We start from the raw sequence: 18635 nt of genomic DNA, 5'->3' as shown, positions 1-18635 counted from the left end.
CACGCGAATGGTGAGCTCTTTTGGTGCGCTTGCATGCAAGGTGGTCCTTGCACCTCAATCAACTATTTCTAATTTTGAAGCGCATTTTTGTGCAATCTCAAAAAAACGTTTTGAAATCAAGGTCCTGTTAAAAACATCAGAAAAATGCACACGTTGGCACGTTGCATGCAATCCATGAGGTGTTCTTTTCACATTGGAGCCCTTCATGCAATCTGTTCACAAGCAACTTCCGCGATGGCTGGTCGCCTTACCCATGGCTCTGCTGCTGCACAGCGGTTTGCATGCCGAGACTGTGGCGCGTTACGGCATCTCTATGGCCGACATTCCGCTGACCACAGGGCAGCCAGACCGTGGTGCCGGTGCTTATCAATTCACGGGCCACACTTTGTATGACCCGCTCGTTGCGTGGGAGGCCAACATCGGCACCCGTCCGGGCAAGTTGGTGCCTGGCTTGGCCAGTGCTTGGAAGGTCGATGCCAAAGACAACAAGAAATGGTTGTTTACCCTGCGTAAAGGCGTGAAGTTTCACGATGGCTCCGAGCTCAAAGCTGACGCCGTGGTGTGGAACTTGGACAAAGTGTTGGCCGACAAGTCGCCCCAATTTGACGCCAAGCAAAGCGCGCAAGTGCGCCCTCGTATTCCATCGATTGCGTCGTACCGCGTGGTGGACGAGTACACCGTGGAGATCACCACCAAAGATGTGGATGCGCTCTTTCCGTACCAACTGCCTTGGTTCTTGATTTCGAGCCCAGCGCAGTGGGAAAAGCTGGGGCGTGACTGGAGCAAGTTGGCAACGCAACCCTCAGGCACAGGCCCCTTCAAGCTCGATAAATTAGTGCCGCGCGAGCGTGCCGAGTTGGTGAAGAACGCAGCCTATTGGGACAAGACCCGCATGGCCAAGACCGACCGCATCATCTTGATGCCCATCCCAGACGCCATGACCCGCGCCAACGCCTTATTGAATGGCCAAGTCGACATCATTGAAACACCGCCGCCTGATGTGTTGCCACAGCTCAAGAGCTCAGGTTTCAAGCTGGTTCAAAACGTCACGCCGCATGTGTGGCCGTATCACTTTTCAACCTTGCCTGGCTCGCCTTGGACCGACATCCGTGTGCGCAAGGCCGCCAACTTGGCGATTGACCGCGAGGCGATTGTGAAGTTGCTCAATGGTTTGGCCACGCCCGCCAAAGGCCAACTCGACAGCACCAGCCCCTGGTTTGGCAAGCCATCGTTCAAGATTGGTTACGACGTTAAAACGGCCAAAGCTTTGATGGCGCAAGCAGGCTACAGCCCTGCCAAACCGCTCAAAGCCAAAGTCATCATCGCGCAGGGTGGGACTGGGCAAATGTTGTCTTTGCCCATGAATGAGTTCATCCAGCAAAGCTTGGCCGAGGTGGGGATTCAGTTGGAGTTTGAAGTGGTTGAGTTGGAGAACTTGTACCTGCACTGGCGCAACGGTGCCAAGGCGGAGATGAACGCAGGCAAGGGCATCAGCGCCATCAACTTGGGCTACGTCACCGCCGATCCGTTCTATGCCATCACGCGTTTTGTGGACAGCCGTTACATCGCGCCCAACGGAGTGAACTGGGGGGGCTACAACAACCCCAAAGTGGACGGCGCGATCGACACCATTCGTAAGAATTTCGACACCAAGATTCAAGACAAGCTGCTGGCTGAAATTCACGAAACCATGGTCGACGAGTCTTTGATGCTGTGGGTTGTGCATGACGTGAACCCACACGCCATGTCGCCCAAGGTGCAAGAGTTTGTGCAAGCACAACACTGGTTCCAAGACCTCACTACCATCCGCATGAAATAAATGCTGACCTATATCCTCAAGCGTCTCTTGTACGCCTTACCCATCGCACTCAGCGTCACGGTGGTGTCGTTCATGTTGGTGTACTTGGCACCGGGCGATCCGCTCAACGCCATTGCCCCCGCTGACGCTCCGGCCGACGTGATCGAAGCCCTCAAAAGCGCTTATGGCTTGGACCGTCCTGTGCCTGTGCAATACGGCCTTTGGCTGTGGCGCGCACTGCAGGGCGACCTGGGCACCTCCATCGCCTCTGGGCGCTCGGTGGTGACCGAAGTCTTTGGCGCTGTTGGCAACACCTTGTTGCTGGCGGGCATTGCCTCTGGCCTAGGGGTGTTGGTGGGCTGTGTGCTCGGAGCGCTGGCGGGATACAAACATGGCAGCGGCATTGACCGCGCTGCCACGGCCTTGTCTGTGGTGGGGGTGAGCATTCCCCACTATTGGTTGGGCTTGGTGTTAACGATCATTTTTTCAACGTGGTTGGGTTGGTTTCCGGCGATGGGTGCAGGCCCCGGGGGCTCCGCCGATTGGTCGTGGGACTGGGACCACATGCGTTATTTGGTGTTGCCTTCGGTCACCTTGTCGGTGATTCCCATGGGCATCATCACCCGCACGGTGCGTGCCTTGGTGGCGGACATGTTGGAGCAAGAGTTTGTTGTGGCTTTGCGTGCCCGAGGTTTGAGTGGCATGGCGGTGTTTCGTCATGTGGCCAAAAACACGGCACCGACGGTGTTGGCCGTGGCGGGCCTGCAAGTGGGCTACCTCATGGGCGGCTCGATTTTGGTGGAGACGGTGTTTGCGTGGCCGGGCACCGGCTTCTTGTTGAACACCGCCATTTTTCAGCGTGACATGCCTTTGCTGCAAGGTACCTTGCTGGTGCTGTGCATGTTCTTTGTGGTGTTGAATTTGTTGGTGGACATCGTTCAGCCGCTGATCGATCCACGCATGGGCCGTGGTTGAGAGAACGACATGACTCCTTCAACAACCTCTATTCCTAACCGCAGCTATTGGCATGTGGTGGCGCGCCAGTTGCGCCAAGAGCCTGTGGCCATGGCGAGTGCGGTGCTGCTCTTGCTCATCATTTGTGCCGCGGTGTTTGCACCGTGGTTGGCACCAGCTGACCCGTTCAAAGCCAGCATGCTCAAACGCTTGTTGCCCATTGGCAGCCCTGGCCACTGGCTGGGTACCGATGAGTTGGGGCGCGATATGGTGACGCGCCTGATGTACGGCGGTCGCTTGTCGCTGCTGATGGGCGTGGTGCCCGTGTTTGCCGCGTTTTTCATCGGCACCAGCATTGGCCTGTTTGCGGGCTATGTGGGCGGCCGCGTGAACATGGTCATCATGCGTGTGCTTGATGTGTTTTACGCCTTTCCCTCGGTGCTGTTGGCGGTCGCCATTTCGGGCGCTCTGGGCCCCGGCATGAGCAACAGCTTGCTGGCCTTGACCTTGGTGTTTGTGCCGCAGGTGGTGCGGGTGGCCGAAAGCGTGACCACCCAAGTGCGCAAGCTCGACTACATCGAAGCCGCCCGCATGAGTGGTGCGAGTTCGTTCTCCATCATTCGCGTGCATGTGTTGGGCAATGTGCTCGGCCCCGTGTTTGTGTATGCCACAGGCTTGCTGAGCGTCAGCATGATCTTGGCTTCGGGCTTGTCGTTCCTAGGCTTGGGCGTGAAGCCGCCCGAGCCCGAGTGGGGCTTGATGCTCAACACCTTGCGCTCTGCGATTTACAACAACCCGTGGATTGCCGCTTTGCCCGGTGCCTTTATTTTCATGACCTCCATCGCCTTCAACTTGTTGGCTGATGGGGTTCGCTCTGCCATGGACATTCGCCGATGACAACCACTGCTTCTTCCGTGCTTGAGGTGCTAGACCGAGGTGGTCCAGCACAACCCTTGCTGGTGGTGAACGACCTGAAAAAGCACTTTCCCGTGCGTGCTGGCTTGTTCGAGCGTGAGCGCAAATTTGTGCACGCGGTCGACGGGGTCAGCTTCTCGGTGGCCAAAGGCAAGACGCTGGGCATTGTGGGTGAGTCGGGCTGCGGCAAGTCCACCACAGCTCGGCTGATCGCGGGCTTGATGCCGCCAGACAGTGGCACCTTGGTGTTTGATGGTGAAGGCGTCGCTGAGTACGGTGGCTTGGAATTGAAAGAATTTCGCCGCAATTTGCAAATGGTGTTTCAAGACTCATTTGCCTCGCTCAACCCACGATTGACCATTGTCGAGACCATCGCTTATGGTCCCCAAGTGCACGGCATGGATCAAACCACGGCCATGCAAGAGGCGCGTGCTTTGTTGGCACGTGTGGGCTTAGAGCCCGATCAGTTTGCGTCGCGTTACCCGCATGAGTTGTCGGGTGGACAACGCCAACGCGTGAACATTGCACGGGCTTTGGCCTTTCACCCGCGCTTGGTGATCTTGGACGAGGCCGTGGCGGCCTTGGATAAATCGGTGCAGGCGCAGGTGCTGAACCTGTTGCAAGAACTCAAGGCCGAGCGGCAGTTGACGTACTTGTTTATCTCGCACGACTTGCATGTGGTGCACTACATCAGCGATGAGGTGATGGTGATGTACCTCGGTCAAGTGGTGGAGCGCGGGCCTGTGGAGCGCATCTACAGCCAAGCCGCACACCCTTACACGCGGGCTTTGTTGTCGGCAGTGCCGTCCATGGACCCGAGCAAACGCACCTTGCATTCACCGCTCACAGGCGACCCGCCCAACCCGATCAACCCGCCCAGCGGCTGCCGGTTTCGCGACCGTTGCAGCTTGGCGCAAGACGTGTGTGCTGCCAGCACGCCGCGCCTCATGCCTGTGGGCGAGCAGGCCGAGCACATCGTGGCCTGCCATATCAACGACGCCACATCGGGCTATGTCCATGCTGTGCGTGAGGAGGTCATCGCATGACAACGCCGCTTGTTTCGATTCAAGATTTGACGGTTGAGTTCACCGGCAACCGCAAAGCCAAAGCGCTGAACCAAGTCAGCTTTGACTTGGCGCAAGGGGAGGTGCTGGGGCTGTTGGGCGAATCAGGTTCGGGCAAAAGTGTGACCTTGCGTACCTTGCTGCGTTTGCACCCGGAGCGCACCACGCGCATGGGCGGGTCTATTCAGGTGGCGGGGCACGATGTGCTGTCTTTGCAGGGGCGGGCCTTAGACCACTACCGTGGCGGTGTGGCCTCCATGGTGTTTCAAGAGCCCGGCTTGGCGTTCGATCCGGTCTACACCATCGGTCAGCAAATGGTGGAGGCCATTCGTGCCCACGATGGCGTGGACAACCGTACCGCACACCACCAAGCCCTGCAGATGCTGGAGCGCGTGCAAATTCCGCAAGCCCGCCGACGCTTTGATGCGTATCCGCACGAGTTGTCGGGCGGCATGCGCCAACGCGCCATGATTGCCTTGGCCTTGGTGTGTAAGCCGCAACTCTTGTTAGCGGATGAGCCCACCACGGCTTTGGATGCCACGGTGCAGATTCAAATCTTGCTGCTCTTGCGTGAGCTGCAAAAAGAAACCGGCATGTCGGTGATTTTTGTCACCCACGACATTGGTGCCGCCGTCGAGGTGGCTGACCGCATTGCCGTGATGTATGCCGGTCGCATTGTGGAAATGGGGAATGTCGCGCAAGTGGTGAACCAACCGCAGCACCCTTACACACAAGGTTTGTTGGCGTCGACCGTGAGTGCCGCAGACCGAGGCAAGCCCTTGCCCGCAGTGCCTGGTTCGCCACCCGATTTGTCGAATTTACCGCCGGGCTGTAGCTTTGCTGGGCGTTGTTCACAAGCCAGTGCGCAATGCGTGGCGCAAGTGCCTGTGACGGTGCGGCAAGGTTCGTCGGCACTGGCGTGTTGGCACCCCGTGTCTGTGCCGCAGGCGGCATGAGCATGGGTGCGGCTCTCAAATCGGAGGCACGCAGCCGAGGTGGCTTGGCGGACGAGGTGTCCCGAAAAATTGCAGATGACATTGCCTTGGGTGTTTTTTTGCCCGGCGAGCGTTTGGATGAAACCACGCTCGCCATGCGTTTTCAGGTGTCGCGCACGCCGGTGCGCGAAGCGTTGAAGCAGTTGGCCAGCACGGGCTTGGTGGCCAACCGGCCGAACCGTGGCTCTGTGGTGGCGGAGATGACCTCTGAGCAGTTGGACCAAATGTTTGAAGTGATCGGCGAGTTAGAAGCCACCTGCGCACGCCATGCCGCCGTGCGCATGCGCGATGCCGAACGCCAGCGCTTGTCCGAACTGCATGCCCAAAGCCGCCTCGCCATTCAAAACGAAGACGCCGATGCCTACGATGTGATCAACCGCGATTTGCACAACGTGATCATTCGCGGGTGTCACAACCCCGTGTTGATTGACATGGTGGTGGGCTTGCATCACAAAATATCCACCTTCAGACGCACGCAGTTTCGCAACATTGCGCGCATGTCGGCGTCTTACGAAGAACACTCGGTCATTGTCGAAGCCTTGCTGGCGCGCGACGTGGTGACCTGTTACCGCGAAATGCGCGGCCATCTTTTATCAGCACGCAGCGCAGCCGCGCGCGTAACCCCTTCTTGGAGCACGGTATGAACCCTATTCTTGGTCGTCGAGGCGCAGTGGTCGCCCCCCATTCTTTGGCCTCACAAGCGGGCTTAGACATCTTGCGCGAAGGTGGCAATGCCATCGAAGCCACCATTGCGGTGGCCGCTACTTTGGCTGTGGTGTACCCGCACATGACGGGCATTGGTGGCGATGGGTTTTGGCTCATGCATGCCCCCGGGCAAGCCATGCAGTCGATTGACGCCTGTGGCGCTGCGGGTGCAGGCGTGACGCCAGCGCTGTATGGCGACATGGCCAGCATTCCTTGGCGTGGCCCTTTGGCTGCCAACACCGTGGCGGGCACCATCTCGGGTTGGGGTGCTGCCTACGCCTACAGCCAAGCGCATTGGGGCGGTAAATTGCCGTTCGCACGCTTGTTAGAAAGTGCCATTTTTTATGCCCGTGAAGGCTTTCCGGTCACGCACAGCCAAGAAGCCAACACGCGCAACAAACTCGGTGAGTTGCAACACCAGCCCGGCTTTGCCAACGCCTTTTTGAATGCCCAAGGCGATGTGCCCAAGTATGGCGACAGCCATGCGTTCCCCGCATTGGCAGCCACACTCACACGATTGGCTGAAGCCGGTGCAGACGACTTTTACCGGGGTGAGTTGGCGCAGCAAATCGCCCGTGACTTGGCCGCCGTGGGCAGCCCCATCACCGCGCAAGATTTGGCCAACCATCAGGCCGTGGTCAAACCCCCTTTGTCTTTGAAGTTGTCCGACGCAACCGTCTACAACATGGCACCACCGACGCAAGGCTTGGCCTCGTTGTTGATCTTGGGTGTCTATGACCGCATTCGCCAAGAGGGCTGGAACCCAGACAACGTGGCCGGTATTCATGCCTTGGTGGAGGCCACCAAACAAGCTTTCATCGTGCGCGACCGTTTTGTGACCGACCCTGCCCACATGTCGGTCGACCCGACGACCTTGCTCACACCAGAGGTGGTGCAACGCTTGGCCGATGCCGTTCCCACGGACAAAGCCAGTCCTTGGCCTGCCCCCAATTCGGATGGCGACACCACGTGGATGGGCGTGGTGGACGACCAAGGCCGTGCGGTCAGCATGATTCAGAGTATTTACTTTGAGTTTGGCAGCGGCGTGGTGCTGCCCGAGAGTGGCTTTTGGTGGCAAAACCGAGGCTGTTCGTTTGACTTGCAACCGGGCAAGCTGCGCAGCTTAGAACCAGGGCGTAAACCCTTTCACACCCTCAACCCAGCGATGGCGAAGCTGGACGATGGCCGTTTGCTGGTCTACGGCACCATGGGCGGCGAAGGCCAGCCGCAAACACAAGCGGCGGTGTTTTCACGCTATGTGTGGGGCGGGCACAACGTGCGCTCGGCGGTGGCTGCGCCGCGCTGGTTGTTGGGGCGCACGTGGGCCGAGCAAAGCACCAGCTTGAAAGTCGAGTCGCGTTACGCCGCTGATGTGGTGGAGGGCCTCAAAGCCTTGGGTCACCCCGTCGAAGTGGTGTCTGACTTTGACGAGCGCATGGGCCACGCGGGTGCTTTGGTGCTACACCCGACGGGCTGGATTGAAGGTGGCGAAGACCCACGCAGCGATGGTTGTGTGTCGGCTTGGTAAGCGGAAGTATTTTTATGTAGCATGCCTTCATGTCTGGAGGTTTTTATGTTCAAAGTTCACGCCGTCGCCACCGTCAATTTGCCCAAGCTCTTGCGCGAAATGCCCAAGGCTGAGCTGCACATTCACATTGAGGGTTCGCTAGAGCCTGCACTCATCTTTGCGCTGGCCGAGCGCAATGGCGTGCAGCTACCCTATGCCAGCGTCGAGGCCTTGCGTGCGGCCTATGCCTTCACCAACCTGCAAAGCTTCCTCGACATTTATTACGCAGGCGCGAGCGTGCTGCTGCACGAGCAAGATTTTTACGACATGGCGTGGGCCTATCTGCAGCGCGCAGCCGCTGACCATGTGGTGCATGCTGAAATCTTTTTTGATCCTCAAACCCACACCGAGCGTGGCGTGTCTATGGCCACTGTCATCAACGGTTTGCACCGTGCGTGTGTGGATGCGCAAGCGCAGTTGGGCGTCAGCGCACAGCTGATCTTGTGCTTCTTGCGCCACCTGAGCGAAGAGGCCGCATTGCAAACTTTTCAAGACGCTTTGCCCTTCAAAGACAAATTCATCGGTGTGGGGTTGGACTCCAGCGAAGTCGGTCACCCGCCTGAAAAATTCAAAAACGTGTTTGCCTTGGCGCACGCCCATGGCTTGCATTTGGTTGCCCATGCAGGCGAGGAGGGCCCACCTGCCTATATGTGGAGCGCCTTGGATGTGCTGCGTGTCGAGCGCATCGACCACGGCGTGCAGGCCGTGCACGACGCGGCGTTGATGGCGCGCTTGGCCAAGGACCGTGTGCCATTGACGGTATGCCCGCTGTCGAACCAAAAATTGTGTGTGTTCCCCGATTTGAAAGACCACAACATTGGGCAGTTGCTAGACGCTGGTTTGTGCGTCACCATCAACTCGGACGATCCCGCCTACTTTGGCGGCTACATCAACGACAACTTTGTACAAACCTTCGCTGCCACGGGCATGACGGCGCAGCAGGCCTACGCACTGGCTCGCAATAGCTTTGAAGCCAGCTTTGCGTCTGAGGTTCAACGCCAGAAGTGGCTGCATGATCTCAAGCTGTGTTTTGAGCGTTTCGCCGAAGGCGACAACTGAACAAGGACGAGGGCCTTTGACGAGGCCCTAAAATTAACCCATGAGCATCAAATCAGACAAATGGATTCGCCGCATGGCGCAAGAGCACGGCATGATCGAGCCGTTCGAGCCAGGCCAGATTCGTCAGAACGCCGCTGGCGAAAAAATCGTCAGCTATGGCACCAGCAGCTACGGTTACGACATTCGTTGCGCGCCCGAGTTCAAGGTGTTCACCAACATCTACAGCACGGTGGTGGACCCGAAGAACTTTGATCCCAAGAGTTTTGTGGACATCGAGTCTGACGTCTGCATCATCCCGCCCAACAGCTTTGCGCTGGCCCGCACCATGGAGTACTTCCGTATTCCACGCAACGTGTTGACCGTGTGTTTGGGCAAGAGCACTTATGCGCGCTGCGGCATCATCGTCAACGTCACGCCGTTTGAGCCCGAATGGGAAGGCTACGTGACCTTGGAGTTCTCCAACACCACGCCGCTGCCCGCCAAGATTTACGCAGGCGAGGGCTGTGCCCAAGTGTTGTTCTTCGAAAGCGACAAAGACGATGTGTGCGAGACCAGCTACAAAGACCGTGGCGGCAAGTACCAAGGCCAAGTCGGCGTCACGCTGCCCAAGACCTAAAACGTTTGGCGAGACACCTGTTTCGGGGTGAAAACGCCTGTTTTGGGTTGAGCCGCCCACAATGCGACAATATGCCCCAGACATGACGACCTCTTTCTCCAATTTGCAGCTGGCCCCCGCGCTGGCACGCGCCGTAGCCGAAATGGGCTACGAATCCATGACCCCCATCCAAGCTCAGGCCATTCCGGTGGTTTTGACGGGCCAAGATGTGATGGGTGCAGCCCAAACCGGTACCGGTAAAACAGCGGCGTTCTCGCTGCCGTTGCTGCAACGTTTGCTCAAACACGAAAACAGCTCCACCTCGCCCGCACGCCACCCCGTGCGCGCTTTGGTGCTGTTGCCCACCCGTGAGCTGGCCGACCAAGTGGCCCAGCAAATCAAACAATACGCCGTGCACACCAACTTGCGCAGCATGGTGGTGTTTGGCGGCATGGACATGAAGCCCCAAACCATCGAGCTGAAAAAAGGCGTCGAGGTGCTGGTGGCCACGCCCGGCCGTTTGCTCGATCACATCGAAGCCAAAAACGTGGTGTTGAACCAAGTCGAGTATGTGGTGCTCGACGAAGCCGACCGCATGTTGGACATTGGCTTCTTGCCCGACCTGCAACGCATCTTGAGCCACTTGCCCAAACAGCGCACCACGCTGTTGTTCTCGGCCACCTTCTCGCCCGAGATCAAACGCTTGGCCGGCAGTTATTTGCAAAACCCCGTCACCATCGAAGTGGCGCGTCCGAACGAGACCGCAGCCACCATCACGCAGCAGTTTTACAGCGTGAGCGTGGACGACAAGTACAACGCTTTGCGCCACCTCATCAAAACCAACGGCATGAAGCAAGCCTTTGTGTTTTGCAACAGCAAACTCGGCTGCGCCCGTTTGGCCCGCTCACTCGAGCGCGATGGTTTTCGCACCAGCGCTTTGCACGGCGACAAGAGCCAAGACGAACGCTTGAAAGCCCTCGAAGGTTTCAAGAAAGGCGAAGTTGATTTGTTGGTCTGTACCGATGTGGCCGCACGCGGCTTGGACATCAAAGACGTGCCCGCCGTGTTCAACTTTGACATCCCGTTCAACGCCGAAGACTATGTGCACCGCATTGGCCGCACAGGTCGCGCCGGTGCATTGGGCCACGCCATCAGCTTTGTGTCGGGCAGCGACCAACGCTTGGTGGGCGACATCGAAAAATTGCTCAAGACCAAGATCAACTTGGAAACCGTGACCGTCGAGCAAGACCGCTCGCGTGAACGTCGTGAGCCTCGTGGTGATTCTCGCGAACCGCGTTCAGAGTTTTCAAGCCGCCCCCGCGAAGGCTATGCCTCGCGCGATGCACGCCCCCGCGAGCAAGACAGCCGCCGCAGCCGCGAAGTGGGCTACACGCCTGCACCACGCGTGAAGAACGATCCGTTCTTTGACAAGCCCTATGAAGCGACGGTGCGCAGCGCCGAGGCTGCACCTGCTGCACCCGATCCACTGCGCAAGTCGGCCAACATCAAGCCCAAGCGGGTGATGGCGGCTTTGTTCAAGTCGACTACTTAAAAGAAAACGCGCCAAGGGCGCGTTTTTCACGTCATCCAGCCTTCTAGCTTCAAGCCTGGCACCCGCTTGAAGTGACGTGTGTTGTGGGTCACCAAGGGAAGGCCTAGAGCCAATGCATGCGCTGCGATTTGAGTGTCCATGCGACACCGCGCACGATACGATTTTCATTCCATTCAAATCATATATTGATATGATTAAGTCATGAAATCATATCAACGTTGGATTTGGCAGCTGCCAGAGTGGCCAGCATTGGCGTTCGACGCGCAGCGAATTCAGGCGCCATTGGCGGCCGCCAGAACATCCCAAGGATTTCTACTTGGCAAAGCCGAGGCGATTGGCTTGGAAGGGCTGCAGCCCCACATCCGTGACTCGCTGACGCAAGAGGCACTGACCACTTCCGCGATTGAGGGCGAAAAGCTGGACCCTGAAAGTGTTCGCTCCTCTGTGGCCCGGCGCTTGGGCCTCGACACCTCTGGCGCACCCGTGCGCGAAGGCAGGCGCAACATTGAGGGACTGATCGACGTGTTGCAAGACGCCACCCTCAACACCGACGCGCCCCTAACCTTGGAGCGGCTGTGCAGCTGGCACGGGGCGCTTTTCCCGACGGGTTTTTCGGGCATGCAGCGCATCGATGTGGGCGCGCTGCGTTCTGTGCCCATGGAGATCGTGAGTGGGGCCGTGGGCCACAGCAAGGTGCATTACGCTGCGCCACCCGCTGAGAGCCTGGCCGAACAGGTGGACGCTTTTTTAAAGTGGTTCAACCAAACTCAGCCCAAAGTCGGGCCGCAGCCCATGGACGGCTTGGTGCGTGCCGCTGTTTCGCATCTGTGGTTCGAGACGCTGCACCCTTTTGACGATGGCAATGGGCGTTTAGGCCGGGCCATCTTGCAACTGGCACTGGGCCAAGACATGGGACAGCTTGGGCGAATCGTGACACTGTCGCGGCAAATCGAGTCGTGCAAAGACCAGTATTACCGCGAGTTAGAGCGGGCACAACGCTCCAAAAGCATGGACGTGACGCCATGGGTCGAATGGATGCTGGCGCAAATTGATCTGGCCAACAAATTCGCCAACCGCACCATCGATTCCGCCATTCAACGCATTCGGTTTCAGGCCCAAATGTCATCGCTATCGCTCAATGTGCGTCAGCAAAAAACCATGAAGAAGCTGCTGGACGCTGGCCCCAAGGGTTTTGAGGGCGGCATGACGACGCGCAAGCACGAACGCATTGCGCAAACCTCCACGCCCACCGCCGCCCGAGACCTCATCGATTTGGAACGGCTGGGGCTGCTCACCCGATACGGTGACGGCCGTTCGACACGGTATTACCCTGCGATAGAGGGTTGGGCCGAGGACGATGCCAAATTGGGAAAATCCAGCCGGACTTGAGGCGCAAGACACAAAGCGAACAGTCCAGCGTTTTGCCAGCGCCGTGGGAGCGCGTGCCGTGGTGCGCATGGAGCCTTTGACGGCTGCATAAAGTTTTCGCACCAGCTCAGGCCAGTGACATGCTGGTCGATAGATGGCCACTTTGGCAGCTTGGCGCGCAGTTGCTAGGTGCTCAAGTCACCCAGTCTTCAAGTTTCAAGTTTCAAGCCCGAGACCCGCTTGAAGTGCCGTGTGCTGTGGGTTGCCTAGGGCGAGCTGAAGTCGGTCCACAAGCGTGAAGCACTTTTTACTCCTCGTCGCCGTGGAAAGCTTCGTAAAGGTCCGCCAAGGATTGGCCATTTATCGACCAATAAAACTTCGAAGCCACACCTCGGCCAACAATTTCAGGCATGAGCTTAAGAGAGACTGGCTGCAAGGCGGATTCATTGCCTTGGTAAATTACCGTGTGTGGACCGGCAATCGTTGCGGTTGTGACGCCATCTCTGAATGTAATGACGTCCCCGACCTTTAAACCAATCTGCAAATAGTCAATCTTTGGACGCATCTTGCGCTTGTCCTTGACTGCGGATTCAAGTGCTTCAGGGTCTGTCTTGGCTTCCGCCTGTGCTTCAACCTGCGCCGTCACTACCTTGCCTTGGTGCAACAACTCCAGAATGGCAACGACTTGACTGGGTTTGGTTCTGAAAAACTCACGCGAAGGATTGATACGGTCAGGGGCGAATGCAAGGTGAAGCGCCTGTTCGACCTTTCTCGCATCCGGGACATTGCAGGCATAGATGCAATCGAAGGGGAGAGGAACCGCGCTGCTGCTGCCAAGGGTTGCGATGCGCTCGCCTGCATCCGAAGCCCGCGTCATTCCAATCTTGACGATACCGGGCATTGCCGGATTTGTAAGAACATAGACTGTTTGAAGATCCTGCTGAGCACTCGTTTCGTCCATTTTTTCTCTCTGTGTTGTCCAAGGTATTGTTGCAGCTTAAAAGTGGCAAGGCGTTTGTTGGTGACGCCAAAGATTTCAAAGAAGTCGATCCAAAAGGGCCTAAGCGCGTGTGGCAAAGGCCGCCAGACCGCTTGACTAGGCCAACGGGTCCATGGTTTGTGGGCACGTCACGCTAACGCGCTCCCACGCTGGCGCCTCGTTCACGGTCAACAGGGTGTCTTTGGCTTGTAGTTTGGCCGCACTCAGGCACCCACCCCACACACACCCATCGTCTAGGCACACCACATCTGCGCGGTCTTCAATGTGCACGGTAGACCAGTGGCCAAAGGCCATGCGCATATTGGCCGTTAGTCGGCCCGGCACATCAAACCAAGGCATCAAGTGCGCGGGGGCTTTGTCTGCGCTTTCTTTCACGCTGAAGTCCATCGCGCCGTGTGCATCACAAAAGCGCAAGCGGGTGAGGGCGTTGACGATCACGCGCAAGCGGTCAGCACCGGCCAAATCATCACGCCACACATTGGGCAGGCCGCCATACATCTGCGGCATGAACTGCACCCAGTCGTCGCTACGCAGCACGGCTTCAACTTCCCCCGCCAGCGCCATGGTGTGCGCCGCTGTCCATTGCGGCAGCACGCCCGCATGCACCATCAGCACGTTTCCCACTTGCATGGCCATGTTTTGGTGGCGCAGCCAGTGCAACAACTCGTGGCTGTCGGGCGCGGTCAAGATGTCTTGAATGGTGTCTTGCTTGTTGGGTTTACGCACGCCGCGTGACACAGCGAGCAAATGCAAATCGTGATTGCCCAGCAAACATTGAGCGCTGCTGCCCAAGCCCATCAAACGGCGCAAGACCCCCGCGTTGTTGGGGCCGCGGTTGACCAAGTCGCCCAACACGTACAGGGTGTCACGGCTGGGTGAAAACGCGACGTGTGCCAACAAGCGCCCCACCGCTTCGTCGCAGCCTTGAATGTCGCCAACTAAGTAAAGTGCCATGCGTGATGTGGTGGTTGTCAGCGCTGCGTTACACGCGGTAACGCGCGACCATGTCCTCGCGCCATTCCATGCCAATGCCAGGGGTGTCCCAAGGTATCAACATGCCGTCTTTGATCTGCAGCGGGGCATGCCGCAGCCCACCTGCGGCGTCCAAGACTTCGATCCAATCTGCGGTGGGCGTGGCGCATAGCAGTTGCGCACTGGCTTCTAAGAATGTGTGAGAAGACATGGGCAGCCCCGATGTATGAGCCAGCGCCGAGGCCTCCAGCCAGCCTGTGACGCCGTGGATGAACTGTGCGTCGGGCATCACCAAGTCAGAGGCGCGTGCGGCAATGGCTGCGCGCATCTCTGACGGGCCGTGAAAGTTTTCGCCAATTTGGAGGGGCGTGATGATGGCGTCTGCGATGCGGGCGCAGCCCTCTAAATCATCGGCGAGCACGGGCTCCTCAATCCATGCCAGACCTTCGTCATCCAGCGCCTTGCAGCGTGCCATGGCCTCTGGAAAACTGAGCGATTGGTTGTAATCAATCATCAGCGAGGCTGCGTTGCCCAGTGCTTTCTTGGCCGCGCGGATGGCCGCGAGATCTTCGGCGAAGGTGGGGAATCCGGCCTTGATCTTCAGCCCTGAAAACCCTGCAGCCAGCGTTTCTTCCGCGATCTCGACCACCGTCTTTGCGTCGTACAGCCCAACGCTGTGATAGGCCTTGAGTGGCCGCAGATCTGCCCCCAGTGCGCGCGCCAGGGGCTCGTTGCGTGCACGTGCCCATGCGTCCCACAGCGCTATGTCCAGCCCACCGAGCGCCACGCCCAGCAGCCCCTTCATGCCAAACAATCGGCAACGGCGGAGCAGGTGCGCATGGATGTCACGGGGCGCGAGCGACATACCGATCACCATGCCAGCAAGGTCGGACACGGCTTGCGCCAACGCAGGCAGCAGCTCAGGCAAATACACCTGTGCGTAGGCGCGGCCCACGACACCGCTATCGGTGCTCACATCAATCAAGACGAGGGGAAATTGGCCAATCGTGCCCGAGGCTGTGCGCACGGGGCGAGGCAAGGGGGCGAGCACAGGTGTCGTGCGAATGTGGGTGATTTTCATGGGCATGGATCTCCGGTGGGGGCGGACTCAAACTTCTGTCAAACAACAACAACAACTGACCTGACCCAACACACCGAAATCGATAGACACCGTGTCATTGGGTTGAATCTCTAAAGGCACCAAGCATGTGCCGGTCGTGACGACTTGGTCTGCCGCCAATGTGACGCCAATGTTTGACAGCTCGTTGGCCAGCCATGTGAGTGCGACACGTGGATCGCCCAACACGTTAGACCCGATGCCGTCGCGGCTGAGTCGTTCGCCGACCTTGCCGACCACACGGTGCGACGCCAAGTTGAGTGATCGCCAAATCTCTGGCGCTTTGGGGCCGAGCACGAATTGGTGTGCGCAGGCGTTGTCCGCGATCAATTGCGGGGCGCCCACGGTGACGAAATCTGTATAACGGGAGTCGGGGATCTCGATCGCAAGGTGAAGCTCGGCCACAGCGGCGAGCACGTCGCTCACTTCATAGGGGGTTTGACGAGGGGGCAGGTCGCGACCCATGCGAAATGCAAACTCCGCCTCGGCTACGCGCATGCGGTTGGCACCTAAGGGAACAGCGCTGCCATCGCGATACACCATCTCTGCAAGCAGTCGGCCTGCGATGGGCCCGTCCACACCGATGTGCTGCTGGCCAGCTGTGCTGGTCGCCGCGATTTTCCAGCCAAACAGCGGCTGCTGGCTCGTGGTTTCTAGGTGTGCCTGTACCGCATAGCCCTCTTCGCGGTTCGTGGGGCGCAGCGAGGGCGGCAAGGCTGCCAAAGTTGTGCCTTCTTTCCAATGGCGCACCAGCAGTTCAGAGGCTGTTTGTGTTGACGTGATATCCACCATAGCGATCCTGTCTAAAACTTCATCGTTCGGCGCGAGTGTAATGCGCACTTTTGCGTCTTGCGGGCGCAGCGTTTTGGCAAATCGGTGGCGTCGATGCAATCAAGTAAAGTGCCATGGTGGATGTGTTTTTTAATTTTTTAATCTTGTAGTGCTGCGCATGGATGTTCTTCTCATCGTTTTTCTGACGCTGCTCAATGGCGTGTTTGCCATGTCGGAGATGGCGCTGTCGTCCAGCCGCAAGGCGCGGTTGGCAGCGCTGGACGAGGCGGGTGACAGCGGCGCACGCGCAGCATTGGCCTTGATGGCGCAGCCCACCCAGTTTTTATCGACCGTGCAAATTGGCATCACGTCGATTGGCGTGTTCAACGGCATTGTGGGCGAGGCCGCTTTCAGCGATGGCTTGTCTGTTTGGTTGGCGCATCACGGTGTGGCCGAGCGCTTTGCCGAAGGCTTGGCGACAGCCTTGGTGGTCACGCTGATCACCTTCAGCACCATTTTGTTTGGCGAACTCGTGCCCAAGCGCATTGGTCAATTGTTTCCAGAGGCGGTGGCACGCGTGGCGGCACCGCTGATGCTGGCGCTGGCCACGGTGGCCAAGCCCTTTGTGTATTTTTTGTCGGCCAGCACGGGCGGTATTTTGAAGCTCTTGCGCATCGATGTGCACGGCGCACGCACGGTGACGGAAGAAGAAATCACGGCCAGTTTGGTCGAGGGTGTGGATGCTGGGGTGATCGAGCAACACGAGCACCAAATGGTGCAAAACGTGTTCAACCTCGACGAACGCACACTCACCTCCATCATGGTGCACCGCTCGGACATTGAGTGGCTAGACGCCAAAACGTCCGTGCCTCAAGCGCTGGCGCAGGTGGGCGCTGAAGGTGCGCACTCTTGGTACCCCGTGTGTCGCGGGGGCCTAGACGATGTGGTGGGCGCGATCAGTGTGTCGCAACTGTTGCGCTTGCCGCCTAACACCGACATGACGGTAGACCGCTTGGCTCAGCCCGTCTCGTTTGTGCCTGAAACCTTGAGTGGTTTGGATTTGTTAGAGCAATTTCGCCGTCCGGCAGAGCGCGCCACCGCGCATGGCCGCATGGTGTTGGTGGTGGACGAGTACGGCGTGGTGCAAGGCTTGTTAACCCCGCGCGATTTGCTAGAGGCCATCACGGGTGAGTTGTTGCATGCCGCTTCTGCTGACGAGGCTTGGGCCACACCGCGACCTGATGGCAGTTGGTTGATCGATGGTTTGATGCCTGTGAGTGAGTTCAAAGCACGGTTGCAAATTCGCGATCTACCTGATGAAGACCGCGGCATTTACAACACCGTGGCGGGTTTGGTGATGGCCATTTCGGGGCATTTGCCGACCGTGTCTGAGCGTGTGGTGTGCGGTGATTGGATGTTAGAAGTGGTCGATTTAGACGGTCGTCGCATCGACAAACTGTGGGTCACCCGCGTCGTTTGAACGGCACTTGGTACATCCACACCGGACGACCATCCGCGCCATAAACCACGGCATGTGGCACCAATTCTCGGGCTTCAAACTCTAAGCTCACCAGCCACGCGCCACGACGCATTTCAGCTTCGGCTTTTTCAACGGCTCTGGGCATGCTTTCTGGGCGTTGAAATAAGTACACCAAGTCGTAGCTGCGCCAATCGGCTAGCCAAATGTCGCCTTGGCGAATGCGCGCAAAGCTGCAGCGCATGGCACTCAATATGCGCAGCGGCCAGCTCATTTCTAGGCCATTCAAATCGGCGCGTGGATAGGCGTCGCGCAGAGCGATCAAGCCATCGCCCATGCCACTACCGGCATCCAAAATGCGCGCACCGCCCAGCAGGGTGATGTGGTCTGGCAAATGTTTCAGCGCTTTTTTGGGGGTCGGGAACAAAGGGGCATCGCGCCAAGCTTTGCGGGGGTAGACCAACACAATCAACCCCAGCAACATCAGCCACGCCAGAGGCGGCATGTGCAAGGTAGAAGATGAGACCAGCATAGACAGTGGAAAGCCCAACACAATCAAGGCTTTGCGCATGGTCGTACTGCCAAATTTACTCAAAAAACCACCCCAAAATGTGGCCGTGACCAACGCAATCGTTTCACTCAGGCCGACAGTTTGCAACGCTTTGAAGATGAGCCACGATGAACCCCAAGCGAGCAGGGCGGGGACGGGCCAAGTCATGAATTTCA

18 protein-coding genes are annotated in these 18635 nt (G+C 58.2%); 12 read left to right on the top strand and 6 right to left on the bottom strand.

The window, feature by feature from the left end; genetic code table 11:
• Positions 1-205: 205 nt before the first annotated feature.
• The 10 genes from C5F52_RS22965 to C5F52_RS22920 all read left to right on the top strand — a co-directional run bounded on the left by C5F52_RS22965 (position 206) and on the right by C5F52_RS22920 (position 11204).
• A complete protein-coding gene (locus tag C5F52_RS22965; protein WP_104800680.1) occupies positions 206-1819 on the top strand; it encodes an ABC transporter substrate-binding protein in 1614 nt (537 codons plus the stop codon).
• Entirely contained in the window at positions 1820-2773 is a 954-nt protein-coding gene (locus C5F52_RS22960) for an ABC transporter permease (protein ID WP_104800679.1), read from the top strand. It begins immediately after the preceding gene.
• Positions 2774-2782: 9 nt separating this feature from the next.
• Positions 2783-3649 carry an ABC transporter permease gene (locus C5F52_RS22955; RefSeq protein ID WP_104800678.1) on the top strand — a complete coding sequence of 289 codons (867 nt, stop codon included), beginning with the start codon at positions 2783-2785 and terminating at the stop codon, positions 3647-3649.
• Complete coding sequence (locus C5F52_RS22950; protein ID WP_104800677.1) at positions 3646-4713, top strand: ABC transporter ATP-binding protein; 1068 nt, start codon at positions 3646-3648, stop codon at positions 4711-4713. The genes C5F52_RS22955 and C5F52_RS22950 overlap by 4 nt, the downstream gene beginning before the upstream one ends.
• Positions 4710-5687, top strand: a complete 978-nt coding sequence (locus C5F52_RS22945) for an ABC transporter ATP-binding protein (RefSeq protein WP_104800676.1) — start codon at positions 4710-4712, stop codon at positions 5685-5687. Before C5F52_RS22950 ends, C5F52_RS22945 begins: the two co-directional genes overlap by 4 nt.
• Complete coding sequence (locus C5F52_RS22940) at positions 5651-6370, top strand: GntR family transcriptional regulator (RefSeq protein WP_236657982.1); 720 nt, start codon at positions 5651-5653, stop codon at positions 6368-6370. The genes C5F52_RS22945 and C5F52_RS22940 overlap by 37 nt, the downstream gene beginning before the upstream one ends.
• A complete protein-coding gene (ggt, locus tag C5F52_RS22935; RefSeq protein WP_104800675.1) occupies positions 6367-7959 on the top strand; it encodes a gamma-glutamyltransferase in 1593 nt (530 codons plus the stop codon). The genes C5F52_RS22940 and ggt overlap by 4 nt, the downstream gene beginning before the upstream one ends.
• 45 nt (positions 7960-8004) lie before the next feature.
• A complete protein-coding gene (locus C5F52_RS22930; RefSeq protein ID WP_104800674.1) occupies positions 8005-9057 on the top strand; it encodes an adenosine deaminase in 1053 nt (350 codons plus the stop codon).
• A gap of 40 nt (positions 9058-9097) precedes the next feature.
• Positions 9098-9673 (top strand): dCTP deaminase, encoded by a 576-nt coding sequence (gene dcd / locus C5F52_RS22925; RefSeq protein WP_100132599.1) that lies wholly within the window; start codon positions 9098-9100, stop codon positions 9671-9673.
• 82 nt (positions 9674-9755) lie between these two features.
• A complete protein-coding gene (locus tag C5F52_RS22920; RefSeq protein WP_104800749.1) occupies positions 9756-11204 on the top strand; it encodes a DEAD/DEAH box helicase in 1449 nt (482 codons plus the stop codon).
• A gap of 26 nt (positions 11205-11230) precedes the next feature.
• Here the strand turns inward: C5F52_RS22920 and C5F52_RS29770 are convergent, their stop codons facing one another.
• Positions 11231-11344 (bottom strand): type II toxin-antitoxin system VapC family toxin, encoded by a 114-nt coding sequence (locus C5F52_RS29770; protein WP_201747079.1) that lies wholly within the window; start codon positions 11342-11344, stop codon positions 11231-11233.
• Between the two features lie 61 nt (positions 11345-11405).
• Between C5F52_RS29770 and C5F52_RS22915 the strand changes: the two genes are divergently transcribed.
• Positions 11406-12593: a Fic family protein gene (locus C5F52_RS22915; protein WP_104800673.1), complete on the top strand. Its 1188-nt coding sequence runs from the start codon at positions 11406-11408 to the stop codon at positions 12591-12593.
• Positions 12594-12879: 286 nt separating this feature from the next.
• Here the strand turns inward: C5F52_RS22915 and C5F52_RS22910 are convergent, their stop codons facing one another.
• From C5F52_RS22910 to C5F52_RS22895, 4 genes are all read right to left on the bottom strand, one after another.
• Complete coding sequence (locus tag C5F52_RS22910) at positions 12880-13533, bottom strand: GIY-YIG nuclease family protein (RefSeq protein ID WP_104800672.1); 654 nt, start codon at positions 13531-13533, stop codon at positions 12880-12882.
• A gap of 135 nt (positions 13534-13668) precedes the next feature.
• Positions 13669-14526, bottom strand: coding sequence for a symmetrical bis(5'-nucleosyl)-tetraphosphatase (locus C5F52_RS22905; protein WP_104800671.1), 858 nt, complete (start codon positions 14524-14526; stop codon positions 13669-13671).
• A gap of 28 nt (positions 14527-14554) precedes the next feature.
• Positions 14555-15625 carry an enolase C-terminal domain-like protein gene (locus C5F52_RS22900; RefSeq protein ID WP_161499755.1) on the bottom strand — a complete coding sequence of 357 codons (1071 nt, stop codon included), beginning with the start codon at positions 15623-15625 and terminating at the stop codon, positions 14555-14557.
• A gap of 27 nt (positions 15626-15652) precedes the next feature.
• A complete protein-coding gene (locus C5F52_RS22895; protein WP_104800669.1) occupies positions 15653-16453 on the bottom strand; it encodes a 2-keto-4-pentenoate hydratase in 801 nt (266 codons plus the stop codon).
• A 157-nt stretch (positions 16454-16610) separates the two neighbouring features.
• Here C5F52_RS22895 and C5F52_RS22890 point away from each other — a divergent pair, with 157 nt between their 5' ends.
• Positions 16611-17912, top strand: a complete 1302-nt coding sequence (locus C5F52_RS22890; RefSeq protein WP_104800668.1) for a hemolysin family protein — start codon at positions 16611-16613, stop codon at positions 17910-17912.
• Here the strand turns inward: C5F52_RS22890 and C5F52_RS22885 are convergent.
• Positions 17896-18627, bottom strand: coding sequence for a class I SAM-dependent methyltransferase (locus C5F52_RS22885; protein ID WP_236657981.1), 732 nt, complete (start codon positions 18625-18627; stop codon positions 17896-17898). The genes C5F52_RS22890 and C5F52_RS22885 overlap by 17 nt on opposite strands.
• Positions 18628-18635 lie beyond the last annotated feature (8 nt).

Source organism: Limnohabitans sp. TS-CS-82, assembly GCF_002943475.1.
This window is presented reverse-complemented; position numbering and strand designations above follow the sequence as displayed.

Excerpts from the sequence above, each read along its gene's own strand:
- C5F52_RS22965 (WP_104800680.1), top strand. The coding sequence starts at position 206 with ATGCAATCTGTTCACAAGCAACTTCCGCGATGGCTGGTCGCCTTACCC.
- C5F52_RS22960 (WP_104800679.1), top strand. The coding sequence starts at position 1,820 with ATGCTGACCTATATCCTCAAGCGTCTCTTGTACGCCTTACCCATCGCA.
- C5F52_RS22955 (WP_104800678.1), top strand. The coding sequence starts at position 2,783 with ATGACTCCTTCAACAACCTCTATTCCTAACCGCAGCTATTGGCATGTG.
- C5F52_RS22950 (WP_104800677.1), top strand. The coding sequence starts at position 3,646 with ATGACAACCACTGCTTCTTCCGTGCTTGAGGTGCTAGACCGAGGTGGT.
- C5F52_RS22945 (WP_104800676.1), top strand. The coding sequence starts at position 4,710 with ATGACAACGCCGCTTGTTTCGATTCAAGATTTGACGGTTGAGTTCACC.
- ggt (WP_104800675.1), top strand. The coding sequence starts at position 6,367 with ATGAACCCTATTCTTGGTCGTCGAGGCGCAGTGGTCGCCCCCCATTCT.
- C5F52_RS22930 (WP_104800674.1), top strand. The coding sequence starts at position 8,005 with ATGTTCAAAGTTCACGCCGTCGCCACCGTCAATTTGCCCAAGCTCTTG.
- dcd (WP_100132599.1), top strand. The coding sequence starts at position 9,098 with ATGAGCATCAAATCAGACAAATGGATTCGCCGCATGGCGCAAGAGCAC.
- C5F52_RS22920 (WP_104800749.1), top strand. The coding sequence starts at position 9,756 with ATGACGACCTCTTTCTCCAATTTGCAGCTGGCCCCCGCGCTGGCACGC.
- C5F52_RS29770 (WP_201747079.1), bottom strand. The coding sequence starts at position 11,344 with ATGGACACTCAAATCGCAGCGCATGCATTGGCTCTAGGCCTTCCCTTG.
- C5F52_RS22915 (WP_104800673.1), top strand. The coding sequence starts at position 11,406 with ATGAAATCATATCAACGTTGGATTTGGCAGCTGCCAGAGTGGCCAGCA.
- C5F52_RS22910 (WP_104800672.1), bottom strand. The coding sequence starts at position 13,533 with ATGGACGAAACGAGTGCTCAGCAGGATCTTCAAACAGTCTATGTTCTT.
- C5F52_RS22905 (WP_104800671.1), bottom strand. The coding sequence starts at position 14,526 with ATGGCACTTTACTTAGTTGGCGACATTCAAGGCTGCGACGAAGCGGTG.
- C5F52_RS22900 (WP_161499755.1), bottom strand. The coding sequence starts at position 15,625 with ATGAAAATCACCCACATTCGCACGACACCTGTGCTCGCCCCCTTGCCT.
- C5F52_RS22895 (WP_104800669.1), bottom strand. The coding sequence starts at position 16,453 with ATGGTGGATATCACGTCAACACAAACAGCCTCTGAACTGCTGGTGCGC.
- C5F52_RS22890 (WP_104800668.1), top strand. The coding sequence starts at position 16,611 with ATGGATGTTCTTCTCATCGTTTTTCTGACGCTGCTCAATGGCGTGTTT.
- C5F52_RS22885 (WP_236657981.1), bottom strand. The coding sequence starts at position 18,627 with ATGACTTGGCCCGTCCCCGCCCTGCTCGCTTGGGGTTCATCGTGGCTC.